This window comes from Nonomuraea gerenzanensis (assembly GCF_020215645.1).
GTDB lineage: Bacteria > Actinomycetota > Actinomycetes > Streptosporangiales > Streptosporangiaceae > Nonomuraea > Nonomuraea gerenzanensis.
In genome coordinates this window covers 11,746,818-11,768,944 of sequence record NZ_CP084058.1, presented here as the reverse complement: position 1 = coordinate 11,768,944, position 22,127 = coordinate 11,746,818, and the positions used below count along the sequence as shown (strand labels likewise).

Genomic DNA, 22,127 nt, shown 5'->3' with positions numbered 1-22,127 from the left:
GACCGCTGCTGTCGCCAAGCCAGGACCACTGCGCCCCGCCGCCGCGCGGAAGGCGCGGACGGCGCGGACGGCGGGCGCGGAGGTGGGGGTGGGTGCGGGGAGTGGGGGCGCGGGGTAGGTGCGCATGAGGTGGGCGCGCACAGGTGGGCGTGCGGGGCGGGCGCGCGGGGTGGGCGCGCGGGGCGCCGTTATGCGAGGCCGAGCTCGGAGACCAGCATGCGCTTGGGCTTGGCGCCGACGACTTGCTTGGCCGGCTCGCCGTTCTCGAACAGGATCAGCGTCGGGATGCCCATCACCCCGTAACGGGCCATGATCTCGGGATTCTCGTCGGTGTTCAGCTTGCCGATCGTCAGGCCGTGCTCGGCCTCGATCTGCTCCAGTACGGGCGCCACCATCCGGCACGGCCCGCACCACTCGGCCCAGAAGTCCACCAGGATCGGCTTGTCGCTCCTGAGCACCTGCTCCTCGAAGTTGTCCGTGGTCAACGTGATCATCTTCATCCCCTCACAAAGCAACCTGGGCAGGACTGGGCGAGCTGGGCGGCCACCTCGGCGCGGCGGGCGAGCAGCACGCGGATCTCCTGGTCGATCTCGCTGAGCTTGCGCTCGTAGACCTCGACCGACTCGGCGCAGGAACCGCCCGTGCTGTGCCCCTGGCGCAGGCAGTCGACGAACGGGCGGGTCTCCTCCAGCGTGAAGCCGATCTGGAGCAGGGCCCGGATCTCGGAGACCAGCCTGACGTCGTCCTCGCTGTAGCTGCGGTAGCCGTTCGAGGCGCGTCGCGCCCGGAGCAGCCCGTGCTGCTCGTAGTAGCGGAGCGAGCGGGTGCTCACCCCGGTGCGTTCAGCCAGCTCACCGATGCGCATGCCACCAAGGTAAACGTTGACGTCAGTGTCAAGGTCAAGGGCTCAGAAGTAGCGCCAGCGCAGCACGTTCGGATAGGCCAGCTCCAGGCCGGGCGTCTCGGCGATGGCCTGCTCGGCCACCTGGGGCGTGAACTCGATGCGCAGCACGGCTTCAAGGTCGGCGCGCCGCTGGAAGACCATGCGCAGGTCGAGCTCGCGGCGCTGCCAGCCGTGCCGGTGCCAGAAGGACTCGACCTCTCTGGACGAGTACGTCGGCACGGTCCGGGAGAACCATCGCCCGAACGACCCCCGGGTGGCGTCCAGATCGAGGACGAAGGCCGCGCCGCCACGCCGTACGACCCGGGTCAGCTCGCGCAGCCCCGGCTCGCAGCCGGGCCCGAAGAAGTACGCCCAGCGCGCCATCGCCACGTCCACCCCCGCGTCGGGCAGCGGCAGCTCCTGGGCCGTCGCGGCGTGCACGGTCACGTTCGGCAGGCCCGCGCAGCGGCGGCGGGCCAGCCCGGCCAGGTCGCCGTGCGGCTCGACGCCGATCACCTGGGACGCCTCGGCGGCCAGGACAGGCAGGTGGTAGCCGGTGCCGCAGCCGATGTCGAGCACGGTGGCGCCGTCCCAGGGGCGCAGGGCGCGCATCGCCGCGTCGGCCGCGCCATCGGGATCGACGGCACGGTTCTCCAGCTCGTAGATCTGGGGCGTATTCCAGATATTCGGGCTCGGGATCGCACCTTTCGCTATCCGGGTCATGCCCTAACGCTAGGGGCTGACGCGCCAGATCGGCTTCTCCGGCTTAGGCTGGCAACGTGGCTGATGTCATCCGCGTGCCCAATGCGAAGATCGCATTGTCCACCGCCTCGGTATATCCGGAACGCACTCCTGACGCGTTCGAGCTGGCCGCGCGCCTGGGTTATGACGGCGTGGAGATCATGGTCGGCGCCGACCCGGTGAGCCAGGACATCGACGTGATCGAGCGGCTGTCCGAGCACTACGAGGTGCCCGTCCTGGCCATTCACGCGCCCTGTCTGCTGGTCACCCAGCGGGTCTGGGGCCGCGACCCGTGGGCGAAGCTGGTCAAGGCCCAGAAGGCGGCAGAACGCCTGGGCGCCTCGACGGTCGTGGTCCATCCGCCGTTCCGCTGGCAGCGCGAGTACGCCCGTGACTTCGAGCACGGGCTCGCGCGGATGCGGGACGAGACGGACGTCACGTTCGCGGTGGAGAACATGTTCCCGCTGCGTGCCAGGGGCAACGACGTGGTGCCCTACTCACCCGACTGGAACCCGATCGACTACGACTTCCCGCACGTCACGCTGGACCTGTCGCACACCGCCGTGTCCGGCTCCGACGCCATGGAGATGGCCGTCAAGCTCGGCGACAGGCTCGCCCACCTGCACCTGGCCGACGGCCTCGGGGTGACCAACAAGGACGAGCACCTGGTGCCGGGCAGGGGCAACCAGCCGTGCGCGCAGATGCTGGAGCGGCTGGCCAACACGGGTTACGCGGGCCTGGTCGTCCTGGAGATCAACACCCGCAAGGCGGCGAGCAGGACCGAGCGCATCGACGATCTGGCGGAGGGGCTGGCCTTCGCGAGGCTGCACCTGGCGGCATCCACATGAACACGGGGCCGATCAAGGATCTGGGCAGGACGTTCGACCTGGTGGCCGACGCCTACGACGCGGGCAGGCCGGGCTATCCCGACGAGGTCTACCGGGCGCTGACGGAGGTGTCCGGTGTCGAGCTCGACGGCGCCACGACCGTGGACGTCGGGGCGGGCACCGGCATCATGACGCACGCGCTCAGGGCGCGCGGCTCCCACGTGATCGCGGTGGATCCGGGGGAGGCGATGCTGGCCCGCCTGGTTTCCAAAAGCGACCGCGCCACCAAAAGCGACCGCGCCACCAAAAGCGACCGCGCCACCAAAAGCGACCGCGCCACCAAAAGCGACCGCGCCACCAAAAGCGACCGCGCGACCGGAAGCGACCGCGCAGCCGGCAGCGTCTCCACAAGCGAGGGCGCGAACGGCACGCGGGTGAGCGCCGTGCTCGCCGACGGCAACGCGCTCCCCCTGGCCGACGAGGTGGCCGACCTGGTCATGTACGCCCAGTCCTGGCACTGGCTCGACCCCGTGGCCTCGATCACCGAGGCCAGGCGGGTGCTGCGCCCCCGTGGCGCCATCGTCGGCTGCTGGAACCTCAACCACGCCGCCCAGGCCGACTGGCTGGCCGCCTATGAGGCCAGGCTGGCCGAGGAGGTGCCCACCTACTGGGGGCCGGCCGTCGAGCAGTGGTCGGTGCCGCCGATCGCCGCGGCGTTCGAGGTGATCGAGGAGCGCTGGATCCCCTGGACCAGGCTGATCGGCATCGAGGACTTCCTGCTCGACCTGCGCTCGCACTCCTACATGGCAGCGCTGTCCGCGGAGCGTGCGGACGAGGTCGTGGAGCGGCAGCGGGCGGCGTTGCGGGAGGAGTTCCCCGAGGGTGTGCTGTCGGTGCCGATGCGGGTCTACCTGGCGGTGGGTAGGTGACGGACAAGCGCAGGCCGGGGCGCAGGCCCGGGTCGGCCGACACGCGCGGTGAGATCCTCACCGCCGCCAGGCGGGTGTTCGCGGAGAAGGGCTTCGACAAGGCGACCGTGCGCGGCATCGCGCGGGAGGCCCAGGTCGATCCGGCGCTCGTGCACCACTACTTCGACACCAAGGAGGGCATGTTCGCGGCGGCCATGGAGCTGCCGATCAATCCTCAGCAGATCATCCCGGTGCTGCTCGACGGCCCGCGCGAGGAGATCGGGGAGCGGCTGGTCCGCACGATACTGCGGCTGACCGCCGACGAGAAGACGCGGGCGCCGGTGCTGGCGCTGCTGCGCTCGGCCATGAGCAACGAGCAGGCGGTCGGGATGGTCAGGGAGTTCTTCACCTCCGCCCTGCTCTACCAGGTGGCCGACCGGCTGGGGGTGCCGCACTTGCGGGTGGAGGCGGCCTTCGCGCAGATGCTCGGGATCGTCCTGGCCCGGTACGTGCTCAAGCTGCAGCCGCTGGCGAGCGCCGATCATGACGAACTGGTGGAAATCCTGGCGCCGACCATCCAGCGGTACTTCACGGGATAGAGCATTGTTCTGGAGACGGCGATGACCTTAGGGTATGTCGCGTAACCCAGTAAAGTTACTCGTGGGTAGGATTGCTGCTACATGCCTGCGCAGCGGGTGACCGTACGCTGACAGTCAAGTCGTCTGTGGGAGGACCCCGTGCTCTGGGTAGCCGTCATCGGGTTGGTCATGACCGTCGCGGCGGTGGTCGTGGCCGGCCGCAGGGTCATGTTCCTGTTCAAGCTCGCCACCGTCGGCCCGCCCGCCCCCGAGCGGACCGAGTACGCCAGGACACATGTCGGCGATGAGATCAAGGCTCAGCTCGTCGAGGTGTTCGGGCAGAAGAAGCTGCTCAAGTGGACGCCGTCGGGCGTGGCGCACTTCTTCGTCATGTGGGCGTTCTTCATCTTGCTGACCGTCTACATCGAGGCCTACGGCGCGATCATCCAGGGGGCGATCACCGGCACGCCCGACTTCCACATCCCGCTCATCGGGACGTGGGGCGTGCTCGGCTTCCTTCAGGACTTCATCGCGGTGGCGTGTCTGCTCGGCCTGGTCGCCTTCGCGATCATCCGGGTCAAGAACTCGCCCAAGACGCTGGGCCGCGGCTCCCGCTTCTCCGGCTCGCACCTCGGCGGCGCGTGGCTCGTCCTGTTCATGATCTTCAACATCATCTGGACGCTCTTCCTGGCCAGGGGCGCGGCGGCGGCCAACGGCAACTTCCCGTACTCCTCCGGCGCCTTCGTCTCGCTGGCGCTGGGCGACGCGCTGCCGCAGAGCGCGCTGCTGGAGGAGATCGCGTTGCTCCTGCACATCGGCTTCATGCTGGTGTTCCTGGTCATCGTGGTGAACTCCAAGCACCTGCACATCTTCACCGCCCCGCTCAACGTGCTCTTCTCGCGCCGCCCCGACGGCCTCGGCGGCGCGCCCGAGATGCGGGTGGACGGCAAGCCGGTGGACTTCGAGGACGAGGACCTCGACCCCGAGCGGCTCGGCCGCGGCAAGATCGGCGACACCACGTGGAAGGGCTTCCTGGACTTCTACTCCTGTACGGAGTGCGGCCGCTGCCAGTCGCAGTGCCCGGCGTGGAACACCGACAAGCCCCTGTCGCCGAAGATGCTCATCCTCGACCAGCGTGACCACGCCTTCAAGGTGGCCCCGTACCTGCTGGCGGCCTCGGCGGGCGTCGAGCACAAGGACACCGACGTGCTGGCGCTGCTGGACAAGCCCCTCGTCGGCGAGGAAGGTGTGATCCACCCCGACGTGCTGTGGTCGTGCACCAACTGCGGCGCCTGCGTCGAGCAGTGCCCGGTGGACATCGAGCACATCGACCACATCCTCGACATGCGCCGCTACCAGGTGATGGTGGAGTCGTCGTTCCCGTCCGAGGCGGGCGTGATGGTGAAGAACCTGGAGAACAAGGGCAACCCGTGGGGCATGTCCGAGATGAAGCGGGCCGAGTGGATCGAGGAGCTCGACTTCGAGGTCCCGATGGTCGAGGACAAGATGCCCGAGGACACCGAGTACCTGTTCTGGGTCGGGTGCGCGGGCGCGCTGGAGGACCGGGCCAAGAAGACCACGAAGGCCGTCGCGGAGCTGCTGCACATCGCGGGCGTGAAGTTCGCGGTGCTCGGCCACATGGAGGCGTGCACCGGCGACCCGGCCCGCCGCCTGGGCATGGAGTACCTGTTCAACATGCTGGCCCAGCAGAACATCGAGACGCTCAACGAGGCCGGCGTCAAGAAGATCGTGGCCACCTGCCCGCACTGCTTCAACACGCTGGCCAACGAGTACCCGCAGCTCGGCGGCACGTACGAGGTCGTGCACCACACGCAGCTGCTGTCGAAGCTGGTGGACGAGGGGCTGCTCACCCCGATCACGCCGATCGAGGAGAAGATCACCTACCACGACCCGTGCTTCCTCGGCCGCCACAACAAGGTGTACTCCCAGCCACGCGACATCATGTCCAAGGTGCCCGGCGTGCAGACGCAGGAGATGCACCGCCACAAGGACCGCGGCTTCTGCTGCGGCGCCGGCGGCGCCCGCATGTGGATGGAGGAGCGCATCGGCAAGCGCATCAACACCGAGCGCGTGGACGAGGCGCTGACCACCAACCCCGACACGGTCTCGACCGCCTGCCCGTTCTGCATGGTGATGCTGGGTGACGCCATCAACGAGAAGAAGAACAACGGCGAGGCCAAGGAGACGCTCGAAGTCGTGGACGTGGCGCAGCTTCTGATCAAGTCGGTCAAGGGCGCGTCCTGACGGTGAAAGTCGGACTCCTCCACACCAGTTGTGGAGGAGTTTCGCCTGTCTACGGGTGGGGTTGGAAGAAATCCGGCATCCACATAACGGGAAAATCACGGTAACCTCAACGTCGCATGGCCTTATTCGACGGGGAGGGGGCTCGTGATGGGCGTCGTCGTCACGGACGCCGAAGTCACCCTGGCCGACGTGCTCTCCCTGCGACTCGCCATCGAGGAACCACTGGAAGACGGCACCGAACTCGTTCTCCGGCATCGCACCACGGGGGTGGAACGCGACGTGCTGCTCGGCAGCCCAGGCGCGCGGGCGCGTGAGGCGACGCTGGCGGTGTCGCTGGCGCCGCTGGAGCTCAGCACCGGCCGGTGGGACGCCTACCTGCGGCGCGAGGGCAGGCGCAGCAGGCTGCGCAGCGTCGATCCGGGGTTCTCGCTCGACCATCTCGACGCGTATGCATTGTGCAGGCGCACGCTCGCCTACCGCTCGTACCGGACCCGCAACGGCTTTCTGGCGCTGAAGATCTCCGACGCCGAGCCGGTGGCGGAGGTTCGCTCCATCTGGTTCAGGGAGGGCCGCTTCGAGGTGATGGGCCTGCTGGCCTACACCGGCCTGGAGGACGACGACTCCCGCCACGAGGCCGTGATGACCCTGGAGCGCCGGCAGACGGGCGCCCATCTGAAGAGCACGGCCACGGTGCAGGGCGTGCGCTTCCACGCGGCGGTCTCGCTCGTGGACGTGCTGGCCGCCGAGCCCGACGGGGCCGGCATGTGGGAGCCGGCGCTGCAGGTGGAGGGTGTGCCCACGGCGCTGCGGCTCGGCTCGCGGCTCGACGACGTGGACGGCAAGCGGCGCCGCCTGCACTACCCGTCGGCCCGCGTCGACGGCGTGCTGATCAAACCCTGCTACACCGCCGACGACGAGCTGCGGATCGAGGTCGGGGGATGAAGGTCAGCCTGGTGCTCGCCTCCGCGTACGCCATGCGGGGTGACGTGCGCGCCACGCTCAACCTGGCCACCGCGCTGGCCGAGCGGCACGACGTCGAGGTGATCAGCGTCAGGCGGCAGAAGGAGAAGCCGTTCTTCCCCGTCGGCCCCAAGGTGAGCATGCGCAGCGTGGTCGACGTCCGGCCGGGGGTCAGGCACCTGCTCCCGCGCGGGCAGGTGCGCACCGAGGTGGCGCTCTGGCGGATGCTGCGCAACCTCAGGTCCGACGTGCTCATCACCACCAGGCCGGGGATCGGCGTGCAGGCGGCCAGGCACGCGCCGCGCGACACCATCAAGATCGCCCGCGAGTGGGGCAGGCCGGCCGTGCCGGGCCCCGTCAAGCGCTTCTACCCGCGCCTGAGCGCCGTCGTGACGGCCACGGAGTCGGCCCAGGAGGAGTGGAGCAGGCTCCTCGGTGACACGCCCGCCGTGCACAGCGTGCTGGACGCGCTGCCTGGCGGCCCGTGGCCGCGCTCGCGCATGGACAACAGGATCGTGGCCGCCGGTGGCCGGTGGGTGCCGGTGAAGGCCTACGACCGGTTGATCAGGTCGTTCGCGATCGTGGCCGACAAGCGGCCCGACTGGCGGCTGAGGCTGTACGGCGGCGGCCCGGAGGAGCGGCGGCTGCGCTCGCTCGTGCGCGAGCTGAACCTGCACAACCACGTGTACTTCATGGGCACCACGCCCGATTTGGCGGGCGAGTTCGCCAAGGCCTCGATCGTGGCCACCACCTCGCGCAGCGAGGACCTGGGCATGACCGTGCTGGAGGCCATGGGGTGCGGGGTGCCCGTGGTGGCCTTCGAGGGGGCCAAGGGGCCCAGGGAGTTCGTGGCGACCGGCTACAACGGGGTGCTGGTGCCCGAGTCGGAGGGAGACCTGCAGCTGTTCGCGTCGGCGCTGCTGGCGCTGATCGACGACGAGCGCAGGCGGCGCTCCCTGGCGGCCGGCGCGCTCGACACCGCGGTGCGGCACTCGGCCGACGAGGTGGCAGAGCAGTGGGAGAAGCTCATCACCGATCTCCGCTAGCGCATACTCCTTACGGGTACCGTAGAAGCATGCATGGGTACAGCGGAGACAAGCAGGCATATCTGACGCGCCTGCGGCGAATCGAGGGCCAGATCCGGGGTCTGCAGCGCATGGTCGACGACGATGCCTACTGCATCGACGTGCTCACCCAGGTCTCCGCCGCCACACGGGCCCTGCAGGCGGTCGCGCTGGGGCTGCTGGAGGAGCACATCTCGCACTGCGTGGCCGACGCGATCAACACGGGCGGCCCCGAGGCCGAGGCGAAGGTGAAGGAGGCGTCGGCGGCGATCGCGCGCCTCGTCCGCTCCTAGAAGGGTCTAGCCCTCTTACCTGAGGGCCTCATCCGTAAGTCGGATGATCCAGCCGTGGATTGACTAGTTATGTGAAACCCCGGGAACTAGGTCCCCGGGGTCTTGGTAATCGAGTTGGTTCTTCAGCGACTCGCCGAAGTCCGCAATCCGAGCGCGTCGTCGAGTTCGTCCAAGGTCAGCCGCCGCTCACTGACTGCCACGGCGGTGAGCACCTCGGCGTAGAGCGCAATCTCGTCCAACGCGACACGGTCATGGACCCGAGAGTCCAGGTCGTCGTGCCCCACCGCGTCGTCCTTCCTTCCGCAGCCCACACCCTCTACGAGGTTACGGTGAGGGCCCTTCCTGCGACATGGCCCATCGGAGTCATTCCTTTCTGCGCCGCGGGGGCCCCGTCAGGATCATTTCCCGAATCCGAGATCACAATTCAGCGAAATTGCTGTTATCTGGGGCGTTAGAACGATATAGGAGGAGTAAGGGGGAAATAGCGGCATTAGTGGTTTACATGTGACCCGTGTGATGGTCGTCTCGTTCGTGGACGATCCGCCGGACGAGCGCCGACTGCCCGGCCAGCCCGCGCTCCGGGAGCTTGGCCCCCGTCAGCCGGCCCCACGCCAGCCCCATCGCGTACGCGGCCCCCAGCACCGCCGCCGCGCTGCCCCGGTCAGGCGGCTCCACCTCCGACACGGGGGCGGCCTCGCCCGTACGGACGGGGAAGCCCTCGGGTTGCGTCGTCTCGGCCGCTGAGGTGCCCGTGAGGCCCGCCTGGCGCAGTTCCTCGTACGCCATCCGCAGCCGGTGGTCCAGCCGGCCCGGCAACGCCCCCCTGGAGTCGGACAGGTCGGCCAGGAACGTGGCCGCGGCCACCCGGGGCTCCGGCGTGAACGACAGGGCGTCCACGAGGTCGTAGAGCGTGTGGGAGAAGTGCGCCTCCGGGTCGTTCTCCACGAGCAGGGCCCGGCACAGCCGCGCCGGGCAGCGCTCCAGCCACTCCCCGCGCATCGCCGCGTCGTCGTCGTACGGGTCGCCGAAGCGGGGGCGGCGCAGCAGCGGCTCCACCATCGTGAGCAGCGCCAGCGCGCGCGGCCTGAACCGGGTGTCGAGCAGCAGGATCTGCGCCGTGTCCGCCATCACGGCGGCGAGCCTGAGCGCCGCGCGCGCCCGCCCGGCCCGCATCCGCTCGGCCACCAGCGTGACCAGGTCCATCAGGGGCGGCGCGGGCAGCCAGCGCACCCACTCGTCGCCGGGCAGCGAGCGGCGCAGGTACTCGCCGAAGACCGTGATCAGCCGCTCGTTGCCGTCGAAGGCGGGCGCGTACGCGCACCACATGATCGTGCCCCAGACGGCGGCCACCGTGCTCGGCACGTCTGTGGCGAAGATCTCATCGAAGGCCGTCAGCGGGTAGTCCAGCTCGGACTTGCGCCCGCAGGCGCGCACCAGGACCCTGAGCTGCTCGGTGAGGCGCTCGGGCACGTCGGGGCCGATGAACGACTGGGTGGAGCCCGGCTCGGCGTGGAAGTCGTGGCCGGTCGGCACCACGGCGTCCGGCAGGACCGCCGCGGCGTGCGTCACCCGGCGCACCCGCGTGCCGCGCGGCGGCGGGGCGGGGTGCCAGCGGCCGTCGGCGGGGTCGTGCAGGTGCCAGCGCGCGTGCGCGCCGTACAGCCACCGGTCGCCAGCTGGGGTCACAAGAATTCTGGCCGCCAGGACGTGGGCGCGATCGGGTACGGGAAGACCCTGCCAGCGCGGGTCCGCGACCATCGCGCGGACCTCCGCCTCTGTGGCGGTGAACGCATCCCAGGGTGGCACGGCGGTCATCGTACTGGGCGTACTCGGATCATCCATCGGCATTTCACGGCAGAATGTCCGACATGAGGGTGAAGGTAGCAGGGACGTTGGCGGTCGTGAGCGTGCTCTCCGGTTGCGGTACGACGACTGCGGCACAGCCGACACCCACAGGCCCGGGCATTCTCACGCTACAGAACGCCGCCCCGCCCGCGCCCGGCGGGGAGGTGGGCGAGGCCTCCACCGAGTTCGACGACGCGGCCGACCTGAAGATGTGGACCAAGCTCAGCGAGACCGAGAAGGACGTCGACCGGCTCACCAAGTACGACGTCAACAAGACGGTGAACGGCGCGATGTACCTGGAGCCCAACGTCTCGGCGTGGTTCGACGGCTTCCGCGGGCCCTTCGTGTACCAGGAGCTCGCCGGGGACATCGTCATGCACGCCCGGGTCAAGGTCGAGGGCAGGAGCGGCGGGCAGCCCAAGCGGAAGTTCTCGCTCGGCGGCCTCATGGCCCGCCAGCCCGGCTCCTACGCCAAGCCCAACTGGGTCTCCGTCACCACCGGCACCGCGGAGAAGAGCGGCCAGGTGGAGGCGAAGCTCACCCAGGACGGCAGCTCCAAGCCCAAGGAGGTCGCCGTCAAGAGCGGCTGGGTGGACCTCGCGCTGGCCCGGGTCGGCCGGGTCTTCGTCGCGCTCTACAAGGAGGACAAGGGCACGTGGAAGGTGGCCCAGCGCTGGCCCTCCAGCCTGCCCGACGTGCTCCAGTGGGGCGTGACGGCCTACACCGACTGGGACAGCTACAGCACGCTCAAGAAGGACGCCACCAAGGGCAACGCCAAGCAGGTCAAGGGCACCCCCGACCTCAAGCTCACGGTCGACTTCGTCCGCTTCCTGAGGCCGGAGCTGCCCGACTACGCCGACCCGCTCAACCCGGCGTCGGTGTCGGACGAGGTTCTGATCAAAGCGATGACGCCTGCCGGTGCCTGAGTGCCTTGGCCACGTAGTTGTCCGGCGTGCGGGCGAAGGAGTCGCGGTCGTCGTCGGTGAGCTCACGCACGATTTTGCCGGGCACGCCCGCGACGAGCACGCCCGCCGGGATCTTCTTGCCGGGGCCCACGAGGGCTCCGGCGGCCACCAGTGTGCCCGCGCCGATGCGGGCGCCGCCCAGCACGATCGCGCCGATGCCGATCAGCGCGCCGGTCTCCACGTGGGCGCCGTGGACCATGGCCTTGTGGCCCAGGCTGACGCGGTCCTCCAGGATCGCCGGCTCACCCGGGTCGGCGTGCAGGCACGACAGGTCCTGCACGTTGCACTCCGCGCCGATCTCGATCCGTTCGTCGTCCCCGCGCAGGACGGAGCCGTACCAGATGCTGGACGCCCGGCCCACGCGTACGTCGCCGACCACGACCGCACCAGGGGCTATGTACGCTTCAGGATGTATGTCCGGGACTGCTCCGTTGTCCAACGCTGCTATGTACATTCGAGACATCGTAATTCCAGCTCGGGGTATGGCGTTCGGGTTGCGGACGTGGGCAGATGGCAGGAAAGTCGTTTCCTGACGTCCCGTTGCCAGACCCTCACAACCCGCTAGTTTTCCCCCGCCTCACGCAGACCATAGGTAACCCCCATGATGAACCAGCACGAGAGCATTCCCGACCTGATGCAAGAGGACACCTTCGAAGTCGTGATGCGCGGCTACAACCGCCGCCAGGTTCATGACTACATCATCCGCACCCGGAACCAGATAAGGGATCTGGAGGAGCGGCTGGCACGGGCCATCGAGCAGGCGGAGCAGGGCCGCATCGAGCTGGCCGAGGCCAGACGCCGCATGGTCGAGACGCCGCAGAGCTACGAGGATCTCAGCCCCAGGCTCGCGCAGATCCTCCGGCTCGGGGAGGAGGAGGCCGCCGCCAAGCGCGAGGACGCGGAGGCCGAGGCCGCCAGCGTGCGTGACGCCGCCAAGTCGGAGGCGGAGCGCCTCGTGACCACCTCCCGCGAGACCGCCGACAAGATCCTCACCTCCGCGCAGGCCGAGGCCGAGCGTCGGGTGAGCGAGGCCACCCAGGCCGCCGAGCGCATGCTGGCGCAGGCGGGCGGCGACGCGGAGGAGCAGCTCACCTCCGCCCGCGCCGAGGCCGAGGAGACGCTGCGGGAGGCCAGGGCGGAGGCGGAGCGGACGATCACCATGGCCAGGACCGACTCCGAGCAGGTGATGCAGTCGGCCAACGCCCAGGCCGAGCAGCTGCTGGCCGGCGCGCACCAGGAGGCCGAGAGCCTGCTGGCCACCGCCCACCAGCGGGCGACGGCGCTGGACGAGCAGGCGGGCCGCCGGGTGGAGTACCTGAGCAACACGCACACGGAGGTCGTGCGGCGGCTGACGGAGATCAGCTCGGTGCTGGGCGACCTCATGCGGGCCGAGTCGAACGCGGGGCCGCTGGTGCCCGAGGCCATCGCGCCGCCGGCCCCCGCACAGCCCGCCCAGCTCCCGCAGGCCGGCCCGGCCGGCCCGCCCGCCCAGCCCGAGGCCCACGGTGAGCCCGAGCCGCCCGCTCAGCCGGTGCCGCCGCAGGACGACGCCGAGGACCCGGAGCGGACGGTGCGGGTCATCGTCAAGGACGAGGCCGCCGAGCCGCGCGAGGGCGTCGTCTCCGAGGACACCGACGTCAACATCGGCCGGATGTCGGACTCGCGCAAGTAGCCGGTAGGGGAGCGGAAGCCCCCGCCCCCGATCGGGTCGGGGACTTCCGCGTTCGTGGCCCCTCCTGATCTTGGGGGCCCGGTGCCGGGGCCGCCGAGACGCTGGACCCGGCACCGGGCTGCTCGTGGACGCGGGCTCGCGGCACGTGCCGCGACCCGCGTCAGGGTGGTGCGGGGCCGGCTCGCCACGTGTGCTGCTCGCCGGCCCACCTTTCCTGGTCCCGGAGTCGGTCGCGCAGGCCGTCCGGGTCGTCCGCGTCGATGGTCATCGCACATCCGGCATCGCGCTGCGCCGCGCTCAGCGGATGGTGTCTCGTGGCCCACCAGCGGCCCGCGTCGCTCCGCCAGATGGTCCACTGGGGGTACTCCCGGGCGATCTCGGCGAGATGCCGATCAAAGGACATCTCAAAGGACATCGCTGTCCGCCTTTCCCGGGCCCCCAGGCGAGGTTCCATCTCCTTAGAAGATGCGGCACTTCTCTAGAGAATTCAATGATCGTGATGGACAGGTCAACCTATCGCTTGACAGATCGGCTTGAATCACGCGTCGAAGTCGTACTGGAGTACGTAAGCCGCGGAGTCCAGCACCATCTCGTTCAGCTCGATCGGCAGCCCGCCCGACGTGTACGCCGTGCGGGCGATGACGATGACCGGCGTGCCGGCGGGCAGGTCGAGCAGCCTGCTCTCGCGCGGGCCCGGCATGCGGGCCCTGACCTCCTCGGTGAAGTGGGCGGGGGGCAGGCCCAGGTCGCTGAGCCTGGCGTAGACGCCGCCGGGGCCGGTGTCGGCGAGGGTGATCGCGCTGCCCTCGACCAGGCGGGCGGGGAAGAAGGAGGTGGCCAGTTGCACCGGTCTGGCGTCCACGGAGTAGCGGCGCCGGCGTACCCAGACCTCGCCGCTCTCCAGCACGGCGGCCACATCCTCGGTGGCTCGCTCCAACGCCACCTCTAAGGCGTCGACGGTGAAGGGGCGGCCACGCGTGTCGGCGTCCCAGATGGCGCGTCCCTGACCCCACTGCTCTCGTGACAGGCGGCGTGAGCCGTGCCTGCGGATCGGTTTGAAGAGCCGCACGTAAACCCCCGAACCTCGTCTGGGCACCGCCAGCCCTTCGTTGATCAGTACGGCAAGCGCCTGCCTGGCGGTGGCTCGTGCGATTGCGTATTCGGCCATAAGCGCGTTCTCGCCCGGTAGTCGGTCCCCGTCGCGCAGTTCGCCGGACAGAATCCGGGCGCGGAGACCGTCGGCGATGCGTCGATAGATAGGGGGCTCGTGGGGTACCGGGGATTCAGACAACTTTGATCACCCTCTGTCACCAACCGCGTAGTGGCGTCTCCAGAGAACTTGCCCCGTCTTGTCCACGATCGCACAGAAGCAGCCCTTGGTCGCGGGCTGATTTTGAGAGGATCGTGCCCGAGTGGTGAATTCGACGATGTTTTAGCGGGCCGTAACCGTGGAACGGTCCCGGCCGGTATCGGTCCGGGCCCACCAGCGGCGAGTAACCAAAGCGAAGATCACCGCGCCGGTCGCATTGAGGATGACGTCGTCCACGGAGGACAGACGCCCCAGACGGCACACGTACTGCAGGGTCTCGACCAGGACCGAAAAGGCCGCCGCGACCGCCGCAACACGGGCGGGCGAGGACATCGCGCGGCTGCGTACGGGCAGCAGCGCGCCCAGCGCCGCGAACACCAGGAGGTTGCCCCCGACCTGCACCGACACCGCCTCCCACGGCGCCCCGATCAGGTCCGCCAGGTCGGTGAACGGCACCGGGTTCACTCCTGACGGGCCGTCCGACGGCGTCAGGATCATCCAGATCCACGGCGCCGTCCCGACCACGATGCCGACGTCGGCGAGCGAGGCGCGCAGGGGCGCGGGATGACCGGCGCGAGCGCGGTGGCGGGAGAGGAGCATGATTGCCAGCAAGGCCAGGGGGAGCGCAAAGGTACCAGCAATAATGACGTTTCCCCACAATTCCCACGTGCGCGCCATCCGCTCATGATGACGGTTGATCTAGGGGTACCGGAAGCTGTCTCCTTGGACAGGTCTCACCGGGCGGGCAGGTGCCGCTCCAGGAACGCCATCGCCACCTCCCAGGCGCGCGCCGCCGGCTCCGGCTGGTGGAACATCGGCGACTCGCTGTTGTGGAAGGCGTGCCCGGCCTCCTCCTCGACGTGCATGACCACGTTCGGCCGGCCCTCGGCGGCCTTCTCGACGGCGGCCACGCTCTCGCGCGGGATGTAGGGGTCGCTGCCCCCGAACACCAGCAGCAGCGGCGCCTGGATGCGCTCCATCAGCCCGGTCGCGTCCGGCACGGCGGAGCCGTAGAAGGACAGCACCGCGGCCAGCTCGATCTGGGTGGCGAGCATGTAGTCCACCGAGCCGCCCAGGCAGAAGCCGAGCGCCCCCACCCCGCCGCGCACCTCGGGCAGCGAGCGCAGGTGGGAGACCGTCAGCGCGCAGTCGGCCACGCCCTGCGCCAGGTCGAAGCCCTGGGCCAGCTTGAGCGCGGCCTGCGTGCCCTCGGGCGTGTGCTCGCCGACCCAGTGCGGCCGCAGCCGCCAGAACAGGTCGGGCGCGGCCACCACGTAGCCGCGCGCGGCGAGGTCGGCGGCGACCTTCTCGATGTACGGGCCGACCCCGTAGATCTCCTGCACCAGGAGGAGGCCGGGGCCGGAGCCCGAGTCGGGCAGCCACACGTGGACGTCGAAGGAGCCGTCGTGGGCGGTGATGCGATCTGTACGGGTCTGCATGTCCACCAGCATCGCGCATGGCGCGCGCCGCGTTCGGGCGAGACGATGCGATCGACAGGTTCCGTGTCCCGGAACTTCCTGTTGTCCACGAGCAGCACCGCGATCTATACCGGGAGGCGAGGGAGAGATGAGGAGACCGTTGTGCTGACCCACTACGTCGGTGGCCAGCCGGTGGCCGCGGGCAAGGCGTTCCCCGTGCACGACCCTGTCACGGGCGCGGTGATCAGGCAGGTCCACGAGGCCGACCCGGAGGTGGTCGACCGGGCCGTGCGCGCGGCGAGGGAGGCGGCCCGCGACTGGGCGGCGATGCCCGTCGGCGAGCGCGCCGGCTGGATGCGGCGCCTGTCCGAGGGCATCGAGGCGCGCTTCGACGACCTGGTGGCGGCCGAGATCGCCGACACCGGCAAGCCGCTCGACCAGACCCGCACCCTGGACATCCCGCGCGGCATCGCCAACTTCCGCGCCTTCGCCGAGATCGCCGCGCAGCGGCCCGAGGACGCCTTCCACCTGTCGGGCCTGCTCAGCTACACCGTGCGCAGGCCGCTCGGCGTGGTCGCGGTGATCGTCCCGTGGAACCTGCCGTTTCTGCTGATGACCTGGAAGCTGGCGCCCGCCCTGGTCTCGGGCAACACGGTCGTGGTCAAGCCGTCGGAGCAGACGCCGGGCTCGGCCGCCGTGTTCGCCGAGATCTGCACCGAGGCCGGGCTGCCGCCCGGCGTGGTCAACATCATCTACGGGTACGGCTCCGCCGGCCAGCTCCTGGTCGAGCACCCGGGGGTGGACGCCGTGACGTTCACCGGCTCCACCCGCACCGGCACGGCGATCATGAAGTCGGTGGCCGACCGGGTCAAGCCGATCTCGTTCGAGCTGGGCGGCAAGAACGCGGGGCTGATCTTCGAGGACTGCGACCTCGACAAGGCGGTGGAGGGCACGGTGAAGTCGGTCTTCACCAACGGCGGCCAGGTCTGCCTGTGCACCGAGCGCATGTACGTGCACCGCTCGGTCTTCGAGGACTTCTGCGCCCGGCTGGCCGCCCGCGCCCAGGAGGCGCAGCTCCAGCCCATGATCTCGGCGGAGCACCGGGAGAAGGTGCTCTCCTACTACGCCTTGGCCCGCTCGGAGGGAGCCAAGATGCTCGCAGGCGGCAGTGTCCCCGTGTTCGGCGATCATCGCGATTCCGGTTATTTCGTGGAGCCGACGGTGGTGACAGGCTTGTCTGAATGGTCGAGGTTCAACAGAGAAGAGATCTTCGGTCCCGTGTGCCATGTCACGCCCTTCGACAGCGAGGCCGAGGCCGTCGACCTGGCCAACGGCAGCGAGTACGGCCTGGCCGCCACGCTGTGGACCACGAACCTCGACCGGGCCCATCGGGTGGCCCAGCGCCTGGAGGCCGGGCTCGTCTGGGTCAACACGTGGTACCTGCGCGACCTGCGCACCCCGTTCGGCGGCGTGAAGCTGTCGGGGATCGGCAGGGAGGGCGGCACCCGGTCGCTGGACTTCTACTCCGAACCCACCACGATCACCATCAAACTGGAGCAATCCGATGCATGACGAATGGTCCCAGGCAGTGGACGCGCACGCGCAGGCGGCCGACCGGCTGGCGGAGGCGGCGCGCACCGGCCGGCCCTGCGCGCCGATCAGGGACCTGGTGGGCACGGCCGCCGACGCGTACGCCGTGCAGGAGCTGGGCACCAGGCAGGCGCTCGGCGCGGGGCGGCGGCTGGTCGGCAGGAAGATCGGCCTGACGAACACGACACTGCAGCAGCAGCTCGGCATCGACCAGCCGGACTTCGGCATGCTCTTCGCCGACACGTGTTACTGCGACGGCCAGCCCGTCCCGCCGCAGCGGTTCCTGCAGCCGCGGGCCGAGGCCGAGGTCGCGCTGGTGCTCGGCGCGGACCTGAAAGGCGGCCCGTTCACGGTGGCCGACGTGATCAGGGCGGTGGACTTCGTGCTGCCGGCGATCGAGATCGCCGACTCGCGGATCGAGGGCTGGGACATCAGGCTGGTCGACACGATCGCCGACAACGCCTCGTCGGGCGCGTTCGTGCTCGGCTGCACGCCCGTGCCGTTGCGCGGGCTGGACCTGCGGGCGGCGCGGATGACGATGACCCGGGGCGACCAGGAGGTCTCGGCCGGCTCGGGCGAGGCGTGCCTGGGGCACCCGCTCAACGCCGCCGTCTGGGCGGCCACCCGTCTGGGCCGCGGCGAGTTCTTCCTGCGGGCCGGTGACGTGGTGCTGACGGGCGCGCTCGGGCCGGTGGTGCCGGTCGAGCCGGGCGACGTGTTCGAGGCGCGGATCGAGGGCCTCGGCTCGGTACGGGCGGTGTTCGGCAAGTGAGCCCGCATGTCAGGCCGAGGGCCATGCGCGTGCCCGGCAAGGCCACTCCGCGTGGCAGGTTCCCGCACGTCAAGCGGGCGGGCGACTTCCTGTACGTCTCGGGCACGAGCTGCCGGCGCCCCGACGACACGTTCGTGGGCGTCGAGGTGGACAAGCACGGCGCCACCAGCCTGGACATCCGGGCCCAGACCAGGGCGGTCATCGAGAACATCGGCGACATACTCAAGGCCGCGGGCGGCTCGCTGGCCGACCTGGTGCAGATCACCACGTACCTGGTGAACATGAACGACTTCAAGGGCTACAACGAGGTGTACGCGGAGTTCTTCGACGAGGAGGGGCCCACCCGGACCACGGTCGCGGTGCACCAGCTCCCGCATCCGCACCTCCTCATCGAGATGCAAGCAGTCGCCTACCATCCTCAGGAGCTGTCATGATCGCCCCCATCGACTTCACCAAGTGGATCGACGAGCACGCCCACCTGCTCAAGCCGCCGGTCGGCAACAAGGTGGTCTTCGAAGGGGCGAACGACTTCATCGTGATGGTGGTCGGCGGGCCCAACTCCAGGACGGACTTCCACGTGGACCCGTACGAGGAGCTGTTCTACCAGGTGCGCGGCAACATGCACGTGAACGTCGTCACCGCGAACGGCCCCGAGACCGTGCACATCCGTGAGGGTCAGATGTGGCTGCTGCCGCCGCGCGTGCCGCACTCGCCGCAGCGGCCGGAGGCCGGGTCCGTGGGGCTGGTGGTGGAGCGGATCAGGCCGGAGGGCGAGCTGGAGAAGTTCCAGTGGTACTGCATGGAGTGCGGCGCCCTGGTCCACGAGGTCGAGCTGCAGGTCCGCGACATCGTCAAGGACCTGCCGCCGGTCTTCGAGGCGTTCTACGGCGACGAGAAGGCCCGTACCTGCGGTGGATGCGGCGCGCTACATCCTGGCAAGGGCTAGATGGCCATCGACGTCCACCCGCACCACGTGCCCAGGGGCCGGCCCGAGCTGGGCCGGCCCGGGGCGCCCAGGCTGAGGGCCGATTCGGAGCGCGAAGCGACGATCCTCGTGGTCTCGCCCGCCCCGGTCTTGACCCTCGGCGGCGTCCGCGATCGGCCGCCGTCCCACTACCTCGGCAGGTTCAGCGTCGACTCTGCCGTCTTCGACGAGCGCGTGCTGCGGCTGCTCGTCGACACTCTCGGGGAGGACCATGTGATGCTCGGCAGCGACTATCCCCATCCGCTGGGCGAGTCACCCGCGGGTGACCTGATCCGGCGCGCCGGCTTCCTGCCCGGTACGGCCCGCGCGGAGCTGCTCGCAGCCGACGCCGAGGCGTTCCTGGGCTGAAGGGAGCTCCCCCATGCGCGCACCCGTGCTGGGGCTGCCCGTGGTTGGACTGGCGGTGCTGATGGCCGCCGGTTGCGGCGGCACGGTGCCGCCGCCCGACGAGGACACGCTCCCGGTCAAGATCGGCGCGATCATCTCTCAGACAGGCGTGTACGCCATGCTCGGCGACGACATGGAGACCGCCATGCGCCTCTACCTGGACGACCACGGCGGCCGGCTGGGCGGCAGGCGGGCCGAGCTGCTGGTGGCCGACGACGCGGGCGTCCCCGAGCAGGCCAGGAAGGAGGCCAGGCGGCTCATCGACGCCGAGGAGGTGGACGTGCTCACCGGCCTGATCGCCTCGCCCGTCGCGGTGTCGGTCGTCGAGGAGGCGGGCCGGACGCCGGTGGTGGTCGCCAACGCCGGCGCCGACGAGCTGGACGGCCCCAACGTCTTCCGCGTCTCCTACACCAACCACGCCCACGGCCACGCCGCCGGCCGCTACGCCGCCGAGCGGTACGGGCGCAGCGGCGCGGTGCTGATGGCCTCCGACTACTCGGCCGGCGTCGAGACGCTCGCCGGCTTCACCGAGGGGTACGGGGCCGAGCCGCTCAAGCGCATCCTGACCCCGTACGGCCGCGTCACGGACCTGCGGCCGTACTTCGAGCAGATCCCGCGCCAGGCCCGGCTGCTGTTCGCGTTCTACGCGGGCGGCGAGGCGGTCGCCTTCACCAGGGCGTTCAAGCAGCTCGGCTACGACTCCAGGCTCGACCTGCTGGCCTGCATGAACCTCACGGACGAGGACGTGCTGCGAGCCGTCGGGCCGGACGCGGAGGGCGTCACGAGCGTCGGCATGTACTCGCCCGCGCTGGACAACCCGGACAACGCCGCCTTCGTGGCCAGATGGCGGGCCAGGACGGGCCGGAACCCGTCCGCCGTGGCCCTGCAGAGCTGGGACGCCGTCCGCCTCATCGACGCGGCGCTGGCCAGGGGCGGCGAGCTGACCCGCGCCCTGGGCGAGGTGGGCGAGCTGGCGGGCCCGCGCGGCAGGTTCCGGCTGGACGGGACGCACAACCCGGTGCAGAACTGGTACGCCCGTCAGTACGAGAATGGTGTGAACAGGGTGATATCCACCATCCCTCCATGACGGGAGTGACCTTGGATCGCGACCAGTGCCTCGCGCTCGACGCCGCGGACCCGCTGCGGGCGTTCAAGGACGAGTTCGTGCTGCCGGAAGGGGTGATCTACCTCGTCGGCAACTCGCTCGGCGCCCTGCCCCGCCGTACCGCCGAGCGGGTGCGCAGGACGGTCGAGGACGAGTGGGGCGGGCAGCTCGTCGGCGGCTGGAACCACGCCGGCTGGTACGAGCAGCCGCTCACGCTGGGCGACCGGCTCGCCCCGCTGATCGGCGCGGGCCCCGGCCAGGTCGTCGTGGGCAACTCCACCTCGATCGCGGTCTTCCAGGCCGTGGCGGCGGCGCTGCGGCTGCGGCCGGAGCGGCGGGTGATCGTCTCCGACACGCGCAACTTCCCCACCGACCACTACATGGTGCAGGGCCTGGCCGCGCTGCTGGGCGACTACGAGCTGCGCGACCTGAGCGAGGGGCGCTTCGACGACGCGGCCGTGGTGCTGCTGTCGGAGGTGGACTACCGCACCGGCGCCCGCCAGGACGTGCCCGCGGTCACCGCCGAGGCGCACGCCGCCGGGGCGCTCATCGTGTGGGACGTGTGCCACAGCGTGGGCGCCATGGAGGTGGACGTCTCCGGGGCGGACTTCGCCGTGGGATGCACCTACAAGTACCTCAACGCCGGCCCCGGCGCGCCCGCCTTCCTCTACGTCAACCCGCGCCACCACGCCGACGCCGAGAACGTGCTGCCCGGCTGGCACGGCCACGCCGAGCCGTTCGCGTTCGAGACCGGCTACCGGCCGGCCGAGGGGGTGCGGCGGTTCGCGGTGAGCACCCCGCACGTGTTGTCGTTCGCGGCGCTGGCCGCGGCGCTCGACGTGTGGGAGCGGGTGCCGATGGCGCAGGTCAGGGCCAAGAGCATGGCGCTGGGCGAGCTGTTCGTGCAGCTCGTCGGCGACCGGCTGGAGCTGGTCTCGCCCGCCGACCCGGCCGCGCGGGGCAGCCAGGTGTCGCTGCGCCACCCCGACGGCTACCCGGTGATGCGGGCGCTGATCGACCGGGGCGTGCACGGCGACTTCCGCGCGCCCGACGTGCTCAGGTTCGGCTTCGCGCCGCTCTACATCGGCTACGCGGACGTCTACGACGCCGCCACCACGCTGCTGGAGGTGCTCGACAAGGAGCTGTGGCGGGACGACAGGTACGCGACCCGGCTGGCCGTCACCTGAGGTCGAGCTCCTTGACCGCCCGCTTGGGGGCGATCACCCGGTAGCTCTCCTCCACCCAGTCGAGCAGCACCTCGGTCTCCGGCAGCGCCGAGAGGAACGGCACGGTCACCCAGCCGGCCTTGCCCAGGCCGTAGCCGCTCGGCTGGGCGCCCTCGACGGTCAGCGCGTGGCCGTGCGCCTCCGACAGGAGCTTCACGCCGAACGTGGGGTCCCACTTCTCGGTCTGCTCGTCGATGCCGAGGAAGAGGAACACCTTCTTGTTGACCTTGATGACGGTCTCGCCCCAGGGGTGGTCCTCGTGCGTCTCCGGCAGGCCGAGCGCGAACGCGCGCAGTTCTTCCCTGACGTCGTGCCAGTCGTCGCTCATGCCTGT

At 70.0% G+C, this 22,127-nt stretch carries 27 protein-coding genes; 16 read left to right on the top strand and 11 right to left on the bottom strand.

All coding sequences use genetic code 11. The features are described from left to right. Window positions 1-188 precede the first annotated feature (188 nt). From trxA to LCN96_RS54870, 3 genes are read right to left on the bottom strand one after another with little or no spacing between them, the layout of a single operon-like run. Window positions 189-494, bottom strand: coding sequence for a thioredoxin (gene trxA / locus LCN96_RS54880; RefSeq protein ID WP_221524547.1), 306 nt, complete (start codon window positions 492-494; stop codon window positions 189-191). 2 nt (window positions 495-496) lie between these two features. After that, entirely contained in the window at window positions 497-865 is a 369-nt protein-coding gene (locus tag LCN96_RS54875) for a MerR family transcriptional regulator (protein ID WP_225270303.1), read from the bottom strand. 42 nt (window positions 866-907) lie between these two features. Then, entirely contained in the window at window positions 908-1,606 is a 699-nt protein-coding gene (locus tag LCN96_RS54870) for a class I SAM-dependent methyltransferase (RefSeq protein ID WP_225270302.1), read from the bottom strand. A 56-nt stretch (window positions 1,607-1,662) separates the two neighbouring features. Between LCN96_RS54870 and LCN96_RS54865 the strand changes: the two genes are divergently transcribed. From LCN96_RS54865 to LCN96_RS54835, 7 genes are all read left to right on the top strand, one after another. Continuing rightward, on the top strand, window positions 1,663-2,472 hold the full coding sequence (locus tag LCN96_RS54865; protein ID WP_225270301.1) for a sugar phosphate isomerase/epimerase family protein: 810 nt from the start codon (window positions 1,663-1,665) through the stop codon (window positions 2,470-2,472). Then, entirely contained in the window at window positions 2,469-3,380 is a 912-nt protein-coding gene (locus LCN96_RS54860; RefSeq protein ID WP_225270300.1) for a class I SAM-dependent methyltransferase, read from the top strand. The genes LCN96_RS54865 and LCN96_RS54860 overlap by 4 nt, the downstream gene beginning before the upstream one ends. Beyond that, window positions 3,377-3,958, top strand: a complete 582-nt coding sequence (locus LCN96_RS54855) for a TetR/AcrR family transcriptional regulator (protein ID WP_225270299.1) — start codon at window positions 3,377-3,379, stop codon at window positions 3,956-3,958. Before LCN96_RS54860 ends, LCN96_RS54855 begins: the two co-directional genes overlap by 4 nt. 138 nt (window positions 3,959-4,096) lie before the next feature. Next, window positions 4,097-6,202, top strand: coding sequence for a (Fe-S)-binding protein (locus LCN96_RS54850; protein WP_225270298.1), 2,106 nt, complete (start codon window positions 4,097-4,099; stop codon window positions 6,200-6,202). A 147-nt stretch (window positions 6,203-6,349) separates the two neighbouring features. Beyond that, entirely contained in the window at window positions 6,350-7,144 is a 795-nt protein-coding gene (locus LCN96_RS54845; protein ID WP_225270297.1) for a hypothetical protein, read from the top strand. Further along, window positions 7,141-8,208 carry a glycosyltransferase gene (locus tag LCN96_RS54840; protein ID WP_225270296.1) on the top strand — a complete coding sequence of 356 codons (1,068 nt, stop codon included), beginning with the start codon at window positions 7,141-7,143 and terminating at the stop codon, window positions 8,206-8,208. The genes LCN96_RS54845 and LCN96_RS54840 overlap by 4 nt, the downstream gene beginning before the upstream one ends. A 29-nt stretch (window positions 8,209-8,237) precedes the next feature. After that, window positions 8,238-8,519, top strand: coding sequence for a metal-sensitive transcriptional regulator (locus LCN96_RS54835; protein WP_080044376.1), 282 nt, complete (start codon window positions 8,238-8,240; stop codon window positions 8,517-8,519). A 122-nt stretch (window positions 8,520-8,641) separates the two neighbouring features. On the opposite strand, the gene LCN96_RS54830 is transcribed toward LCN96_RS54835, so the two are convergent. Further along, window positions 8,642-8,803 carry a hypothetical protein gene (locus tag LCN96_RS54830; protein ID WP_020540796.1) on the bottom strand — a complete coding sequence of 54 codons (162 nt, stop codon included), beginning with the start codon at window positions 8,801-8,803 and terminating at the stop codon, window positions 8,642-8,644. Window positions 8,804-9,017: 214 nt separating this feature from the next. Then, window positions 9,018-10,334, bottom strand: a complete 1,317-nt coding sequence (locus LCN96_RS54825) for a hypothetical protein (RefSeq protein WP_225270295.1) — start codon at window positions 10,332-10,334, stop codon at window positions 9,018-9,020. 53 nt (window positions 10,335-10,387) lie between these two features. Here LCN96_RS54825 and LCN96_RS54820 point away from each other — a divergent pair, with 53 nt between their 5' ends. Continuing rightward, window positions 10,388-11,290, top strand: a complete 903-nt coding sequence (locus LCN96_RS54820; RefSeq protein ID WP_225270294.1) for a hypothetical protein — start codon at window positions 10,388-10,390, stop codon at window positions 11,288-11,290. Here the strand turns inward: LCN96_RS54820 and LCN96_RS54815 are convergent. After that, window positions 11,262-11,783, bottom strand: coding sequence for a gamma carbonic anhydrase family protein (locus LCN96_RS54815; protein ID WP_397351841.1), 522 nt, complete (start codon window positions 11,781-11,783; stop codon window positions 11,262-11,264). The two genes, LCN96_RS54820 and LCN96_RS54815, sit on opposite strands and share 29 nt — an antisense overlap. A gap of 147 nt (window positions 11,784-11,930) precedes the next feature. Between LCN96_RS54815 and LCN96_RS54810 the strand changes: the two genes are divergently transcribed. Next, on the top strand, window positions 11,931-13,001 hold the full coding sequence (locus LCN96_RS54810) for a hypothetical protein (protein ID WP_225270292.1): 1,071 nt from the start codon (window positions 11,931-11,933) through the stop codon (window positions 12,999-13,001). Between the two features lie 160 nt (window positions 13,002-13,161). On the opposite strand, the gene LCN96_RS54805 is transcribed toward LCN96_RS54810, so the two are convergent. The 4 genes from LCN96_RS54805 to LCN96_RS54790 form a co-directional block, all read right to left on the bottom strand. Next, window positions 13,162-13,416, bottom strand: coding sequence for a hypothetical protein (locus LCN96_RS54805; protein WP_225270291.1), 255 nt, complete (start codon window positions 13,414-13,416; stop codon window positions 13,162-13,164). Window positions 13,417-13,539: 123 nt separating this feature from the next. Further along, window positions 13,540-14,292 (bottom strand): GntR family transcriptional regulator, encoded by a 753-nt coding sequence (locus LCN96_RS54800; protein WP_225270290.1) that lies wholly within the window; start codon window positions 14,290-14,292, stop codon window positions 13,540-13,542. 141 nt (window positions 14,293-14,433) lie between these two features. Continuing rightward, on the bottom strand, window positions 14,434-14,988 hold the full coding sequence (locus LCN96_RS54795) for a VanZ family protein (protein WP_225270289.1): 555 nt from the start codon (window positions 14,986-14,988) through the stop codon (window positions 14,434-14,436). A gap of 56 nt (window positions 14,989-15,044) precedes the next feature. Then, window positions 15,045-15,749 carry a dienelactone hydrolase family protein gene (locus LCN96_RS54790; protein WP_225270288.1) on the bottom strand — a complete coding sequence of 235 codons (705 nt, stop codon included), beginning with the start codon at window positions 15,747-15,749 and terminating at the stop codon, window positions 15,045-15,047. A 141-nt stretch (window positions 15,750-15,890) separates the two neighbouring features. Between LCN96_RS54790 and LCN96_RS54785 the strand changes: the two genes are divergently transcribed. From LCN96_RS54785 to kynU, 7 genes are read left to right on the top strand one after another with little or no spacing between them, the layout of a single operon-like run. Continuing rightward, window positions 15,891-17,300, top strand: coding sequence for an aldehyde dehydrogenase family protein (locus LCN96_RS54785; protein WP_225270287.1), 1,410 nt, complete (start codon window positions 15,891-15,893; stop codon window positions 17,298-17,300). Continuing rightward, on the top strand, window positions 17,293-18,090 hold the full coding sequence (locus tag LCN96_RS54780; RefSeq protein WP_225270286.1) for a 2-keto-4-pentenoate hydratase: 798 nt from the start codon (window positions 17,293-17,295) through the stop codon (window positions 18,088-18,090). The genes LCN96_RS54785 and LCN96_RS54780 overlap by 8 nt, the downstream gene beginning before the upstream one ends. After that, window positions 18,087-18,524, top strand: coding sequence for a RidA family protein (locus LCN96_RS54775; RefSeq protein ID WP_225270285.1), 438 nt, complete (start codon window positions 18,087-18,089; stop codon window positions 18,522-18,524). Before LCN96_RS54780 ends, LCN96_RS54775 begins: the two co-directional genes overlap by 4 nt. After that, window positions 18,521-19,036, top strand: a complete 516-nt coding sequence (locus LCN96_RS54770) for a 3-hydroxyanthranilate 3,4-dioxygenase (RefSeq protein ID WP_225270284.1) — start codon at window positions 18,521-18,523, stop codon at window positions 19,034-19,036. The genes LCN96_RS54775 and LCN96_RS54770 overlap by 4 nt, the downstream gene beginning before the upstream one ends. Continuing rightward, on the top strand, window positions 19,037-19,423 hold the full coding sequence (locus LCN96_RS54765) for an amidohydrolase family protein (protein ID WP_225270283.1): 387 nt from the start codon (window positions 19,037-19,039) through the stop codon (window positions 19,421-19,423). It begins immediately after the preceding gene. A gap of 13 nt (window positions 19,424-19,436) precedes the next feature. Further along, a complete protein-coding gene (locus LCN96_RS54760) occupies window positions 19,437-20,549 on the top strand; it encodes an ABC transporter substrate-binding protein (protein WP_225270282.1) in 1,113 nt (370 codons plus the stop codon). Beyond that, complete coding sequence (gene kynU, locus LCN96_RS54755) at window positions 20,546-21,754, top strand: kynureninase (protein WP_225270281.1); 1,209 nt, start codon at window positions 20,546-20,548, stop codon at window positions 21,752-21,754. The genes LCN96_RS54760 and kynU overlap by 4 nt, the downstream gene beginning before the upstream one ends. Here kynU and LCN96_RS54750 read toward each other — a convergent pair. After that, on the bottom strand, window positions 21,747-22,121 hold the full coding sequence (locus tag LCN96_RS54750; protein WP_225270280.1) for an MmcQ/YjbR family DNA-binding protein: 375 nt from the start codon (window positions 22,119-22,121) through the stop codon (window positions 21,747-21,749). The genes kynU and LCN96_RS54750 overlap by 8 nt on opposite strands. Between the last annotated feature and the right edge of the window lie 6 nt (window positions 22,122-22,127).

Coding starts and splice junctions, on each gene's coding strand:
- trxA (WP_221524547.1), bottom strand. CDS start 494: ATGATCACGTTGACCACGGACAACTTCGAGGAGCAGGTGCTCAGGAGC.
- LCN96_RS54875 (WP_225270303.1), bottom strand. CDS start 865: ATGCGCATCGGTGAGCTGGCTGAACGCACCGGGGTGAGCACCCGCTCG.
- LCN96_RS54870 (WP_225270302.1), bottom strand. CDS start 1,606: ATGACCCGGATAGCGAAAGGTGCGATCCCGAGCCCGAATATCTGGAAT.
- LCN96_RS54860 (WP_225270300.1), top strand. CDS start 2,469: ATGAACACGGGGCCGATCAAGGATCTGGGCAGGACGTTCGACCTGGTG.
- LCN96_RS54845 (WP_225270297.1), top strand. CDS start 6,350: ATGGGCGTCGTCGTCACGGACGCCGAAGTCACCCTGGCCGACGTGCTC.
- LCN96_RS54840 (WP_225270296.1), top strand. CDS start 7,141: ATGAAGGTCAGCCTGGTGCTCGCCTCCGCGTACGCCATGCGGGGTGAC.
- LCN96_RS54835 (WP_080044376.1), top strand. CDS start 8,238: ATGCATGGGTACAGCGGAGACAAGCAGGCATATCTGACGCGCCTGCGG.
- LCN96_RS54825 (WP_225270295.1), bottom strand. CDS start 10,334: ATGACCGCCGTGCCACCCTGGGATGCGTTCACCGCCACAGAGGCGGAG.
- LCN96_RS54820 (WP_225270294.1), top strand. CDS start 10,388: ATGAGGGTGAAGGTAGCAGGGACGTTGGCGGTCGTGAGCGTGCTCTCC.
- LCN96_RS54815 (WP_397351841.1), bottom strand. CDS start 11,783: ATGTACATAGCAGCGTTGGACAACGGAGCAGTCCCGGACATACATCCT.
- LCN96_RS54810 (WP_225270292.1), top strand. CDS start 11,931: ATGATGAACCAGCACGAGAGCATTCCCGACCTGATGCAAGAGGACACC.
- LCN96_RS54805 (WP_225270291.1), bottom strand. CDS start 13,416: ATGTCCTTTGAGATGTCCTTTGATCGGCATCTCGCCGAGATCGCCCGG.
- LCN96_RS54795 (WP_225270289.1), bottom strand. CDS start 14,988: ATGGCGCGCACGTGGGAATTGTGGGGAAACGTCATTATTGCTGGTACC.
- LCN96_RS54790 (WP_225270288.1), bottom strand. CDS start 15,749: ATGCAGACCCGTACAGATCGCATCACCGCCCACGACGGCTCCTTCGAC.
- LCN96_RS54780 (WP_225270286.1), top strand. CDS start 17,293: ATGCATGACGAATGGTCCCAGGCAGTGGACGCGCACGCGCAGGCGGCC.
- LCN96_RS54770 (WP_225270284.1), top strand. CDS start 18,521: ATGATCGCCCCCATCGACTTCACCAAGTGGATCGACGAGCACGCCCAC.
- LCN96_RS54765 (WP_225270283.1), top strand. CDS start 19,037: ATGGCCATCGACGTCCACCCGCACCACGTGCCCAGGGGCCGGCCCGAG.
- LCN96_RS54760 (WP_225270282.1), top strand. CDS start 19,437: ATGCGCGCACCCGTGCTGGGGCTGCCCGTGGTTGGACTGGCGGTGCTG.
- kynU (WP_225270281.1), top strand. CDS start 20,546: ATGACGGGAGTGACCTTGGATCGCGACCAGTGCCTCGCGCTCGACGCC.
- LCN96_RS54750 (WP_225270280.1), bottom strand. CDS start 22,121: ATGAGCGACGACTGGCACGACGTCAGGGAAGAACTGCGCGCGTTCGCG.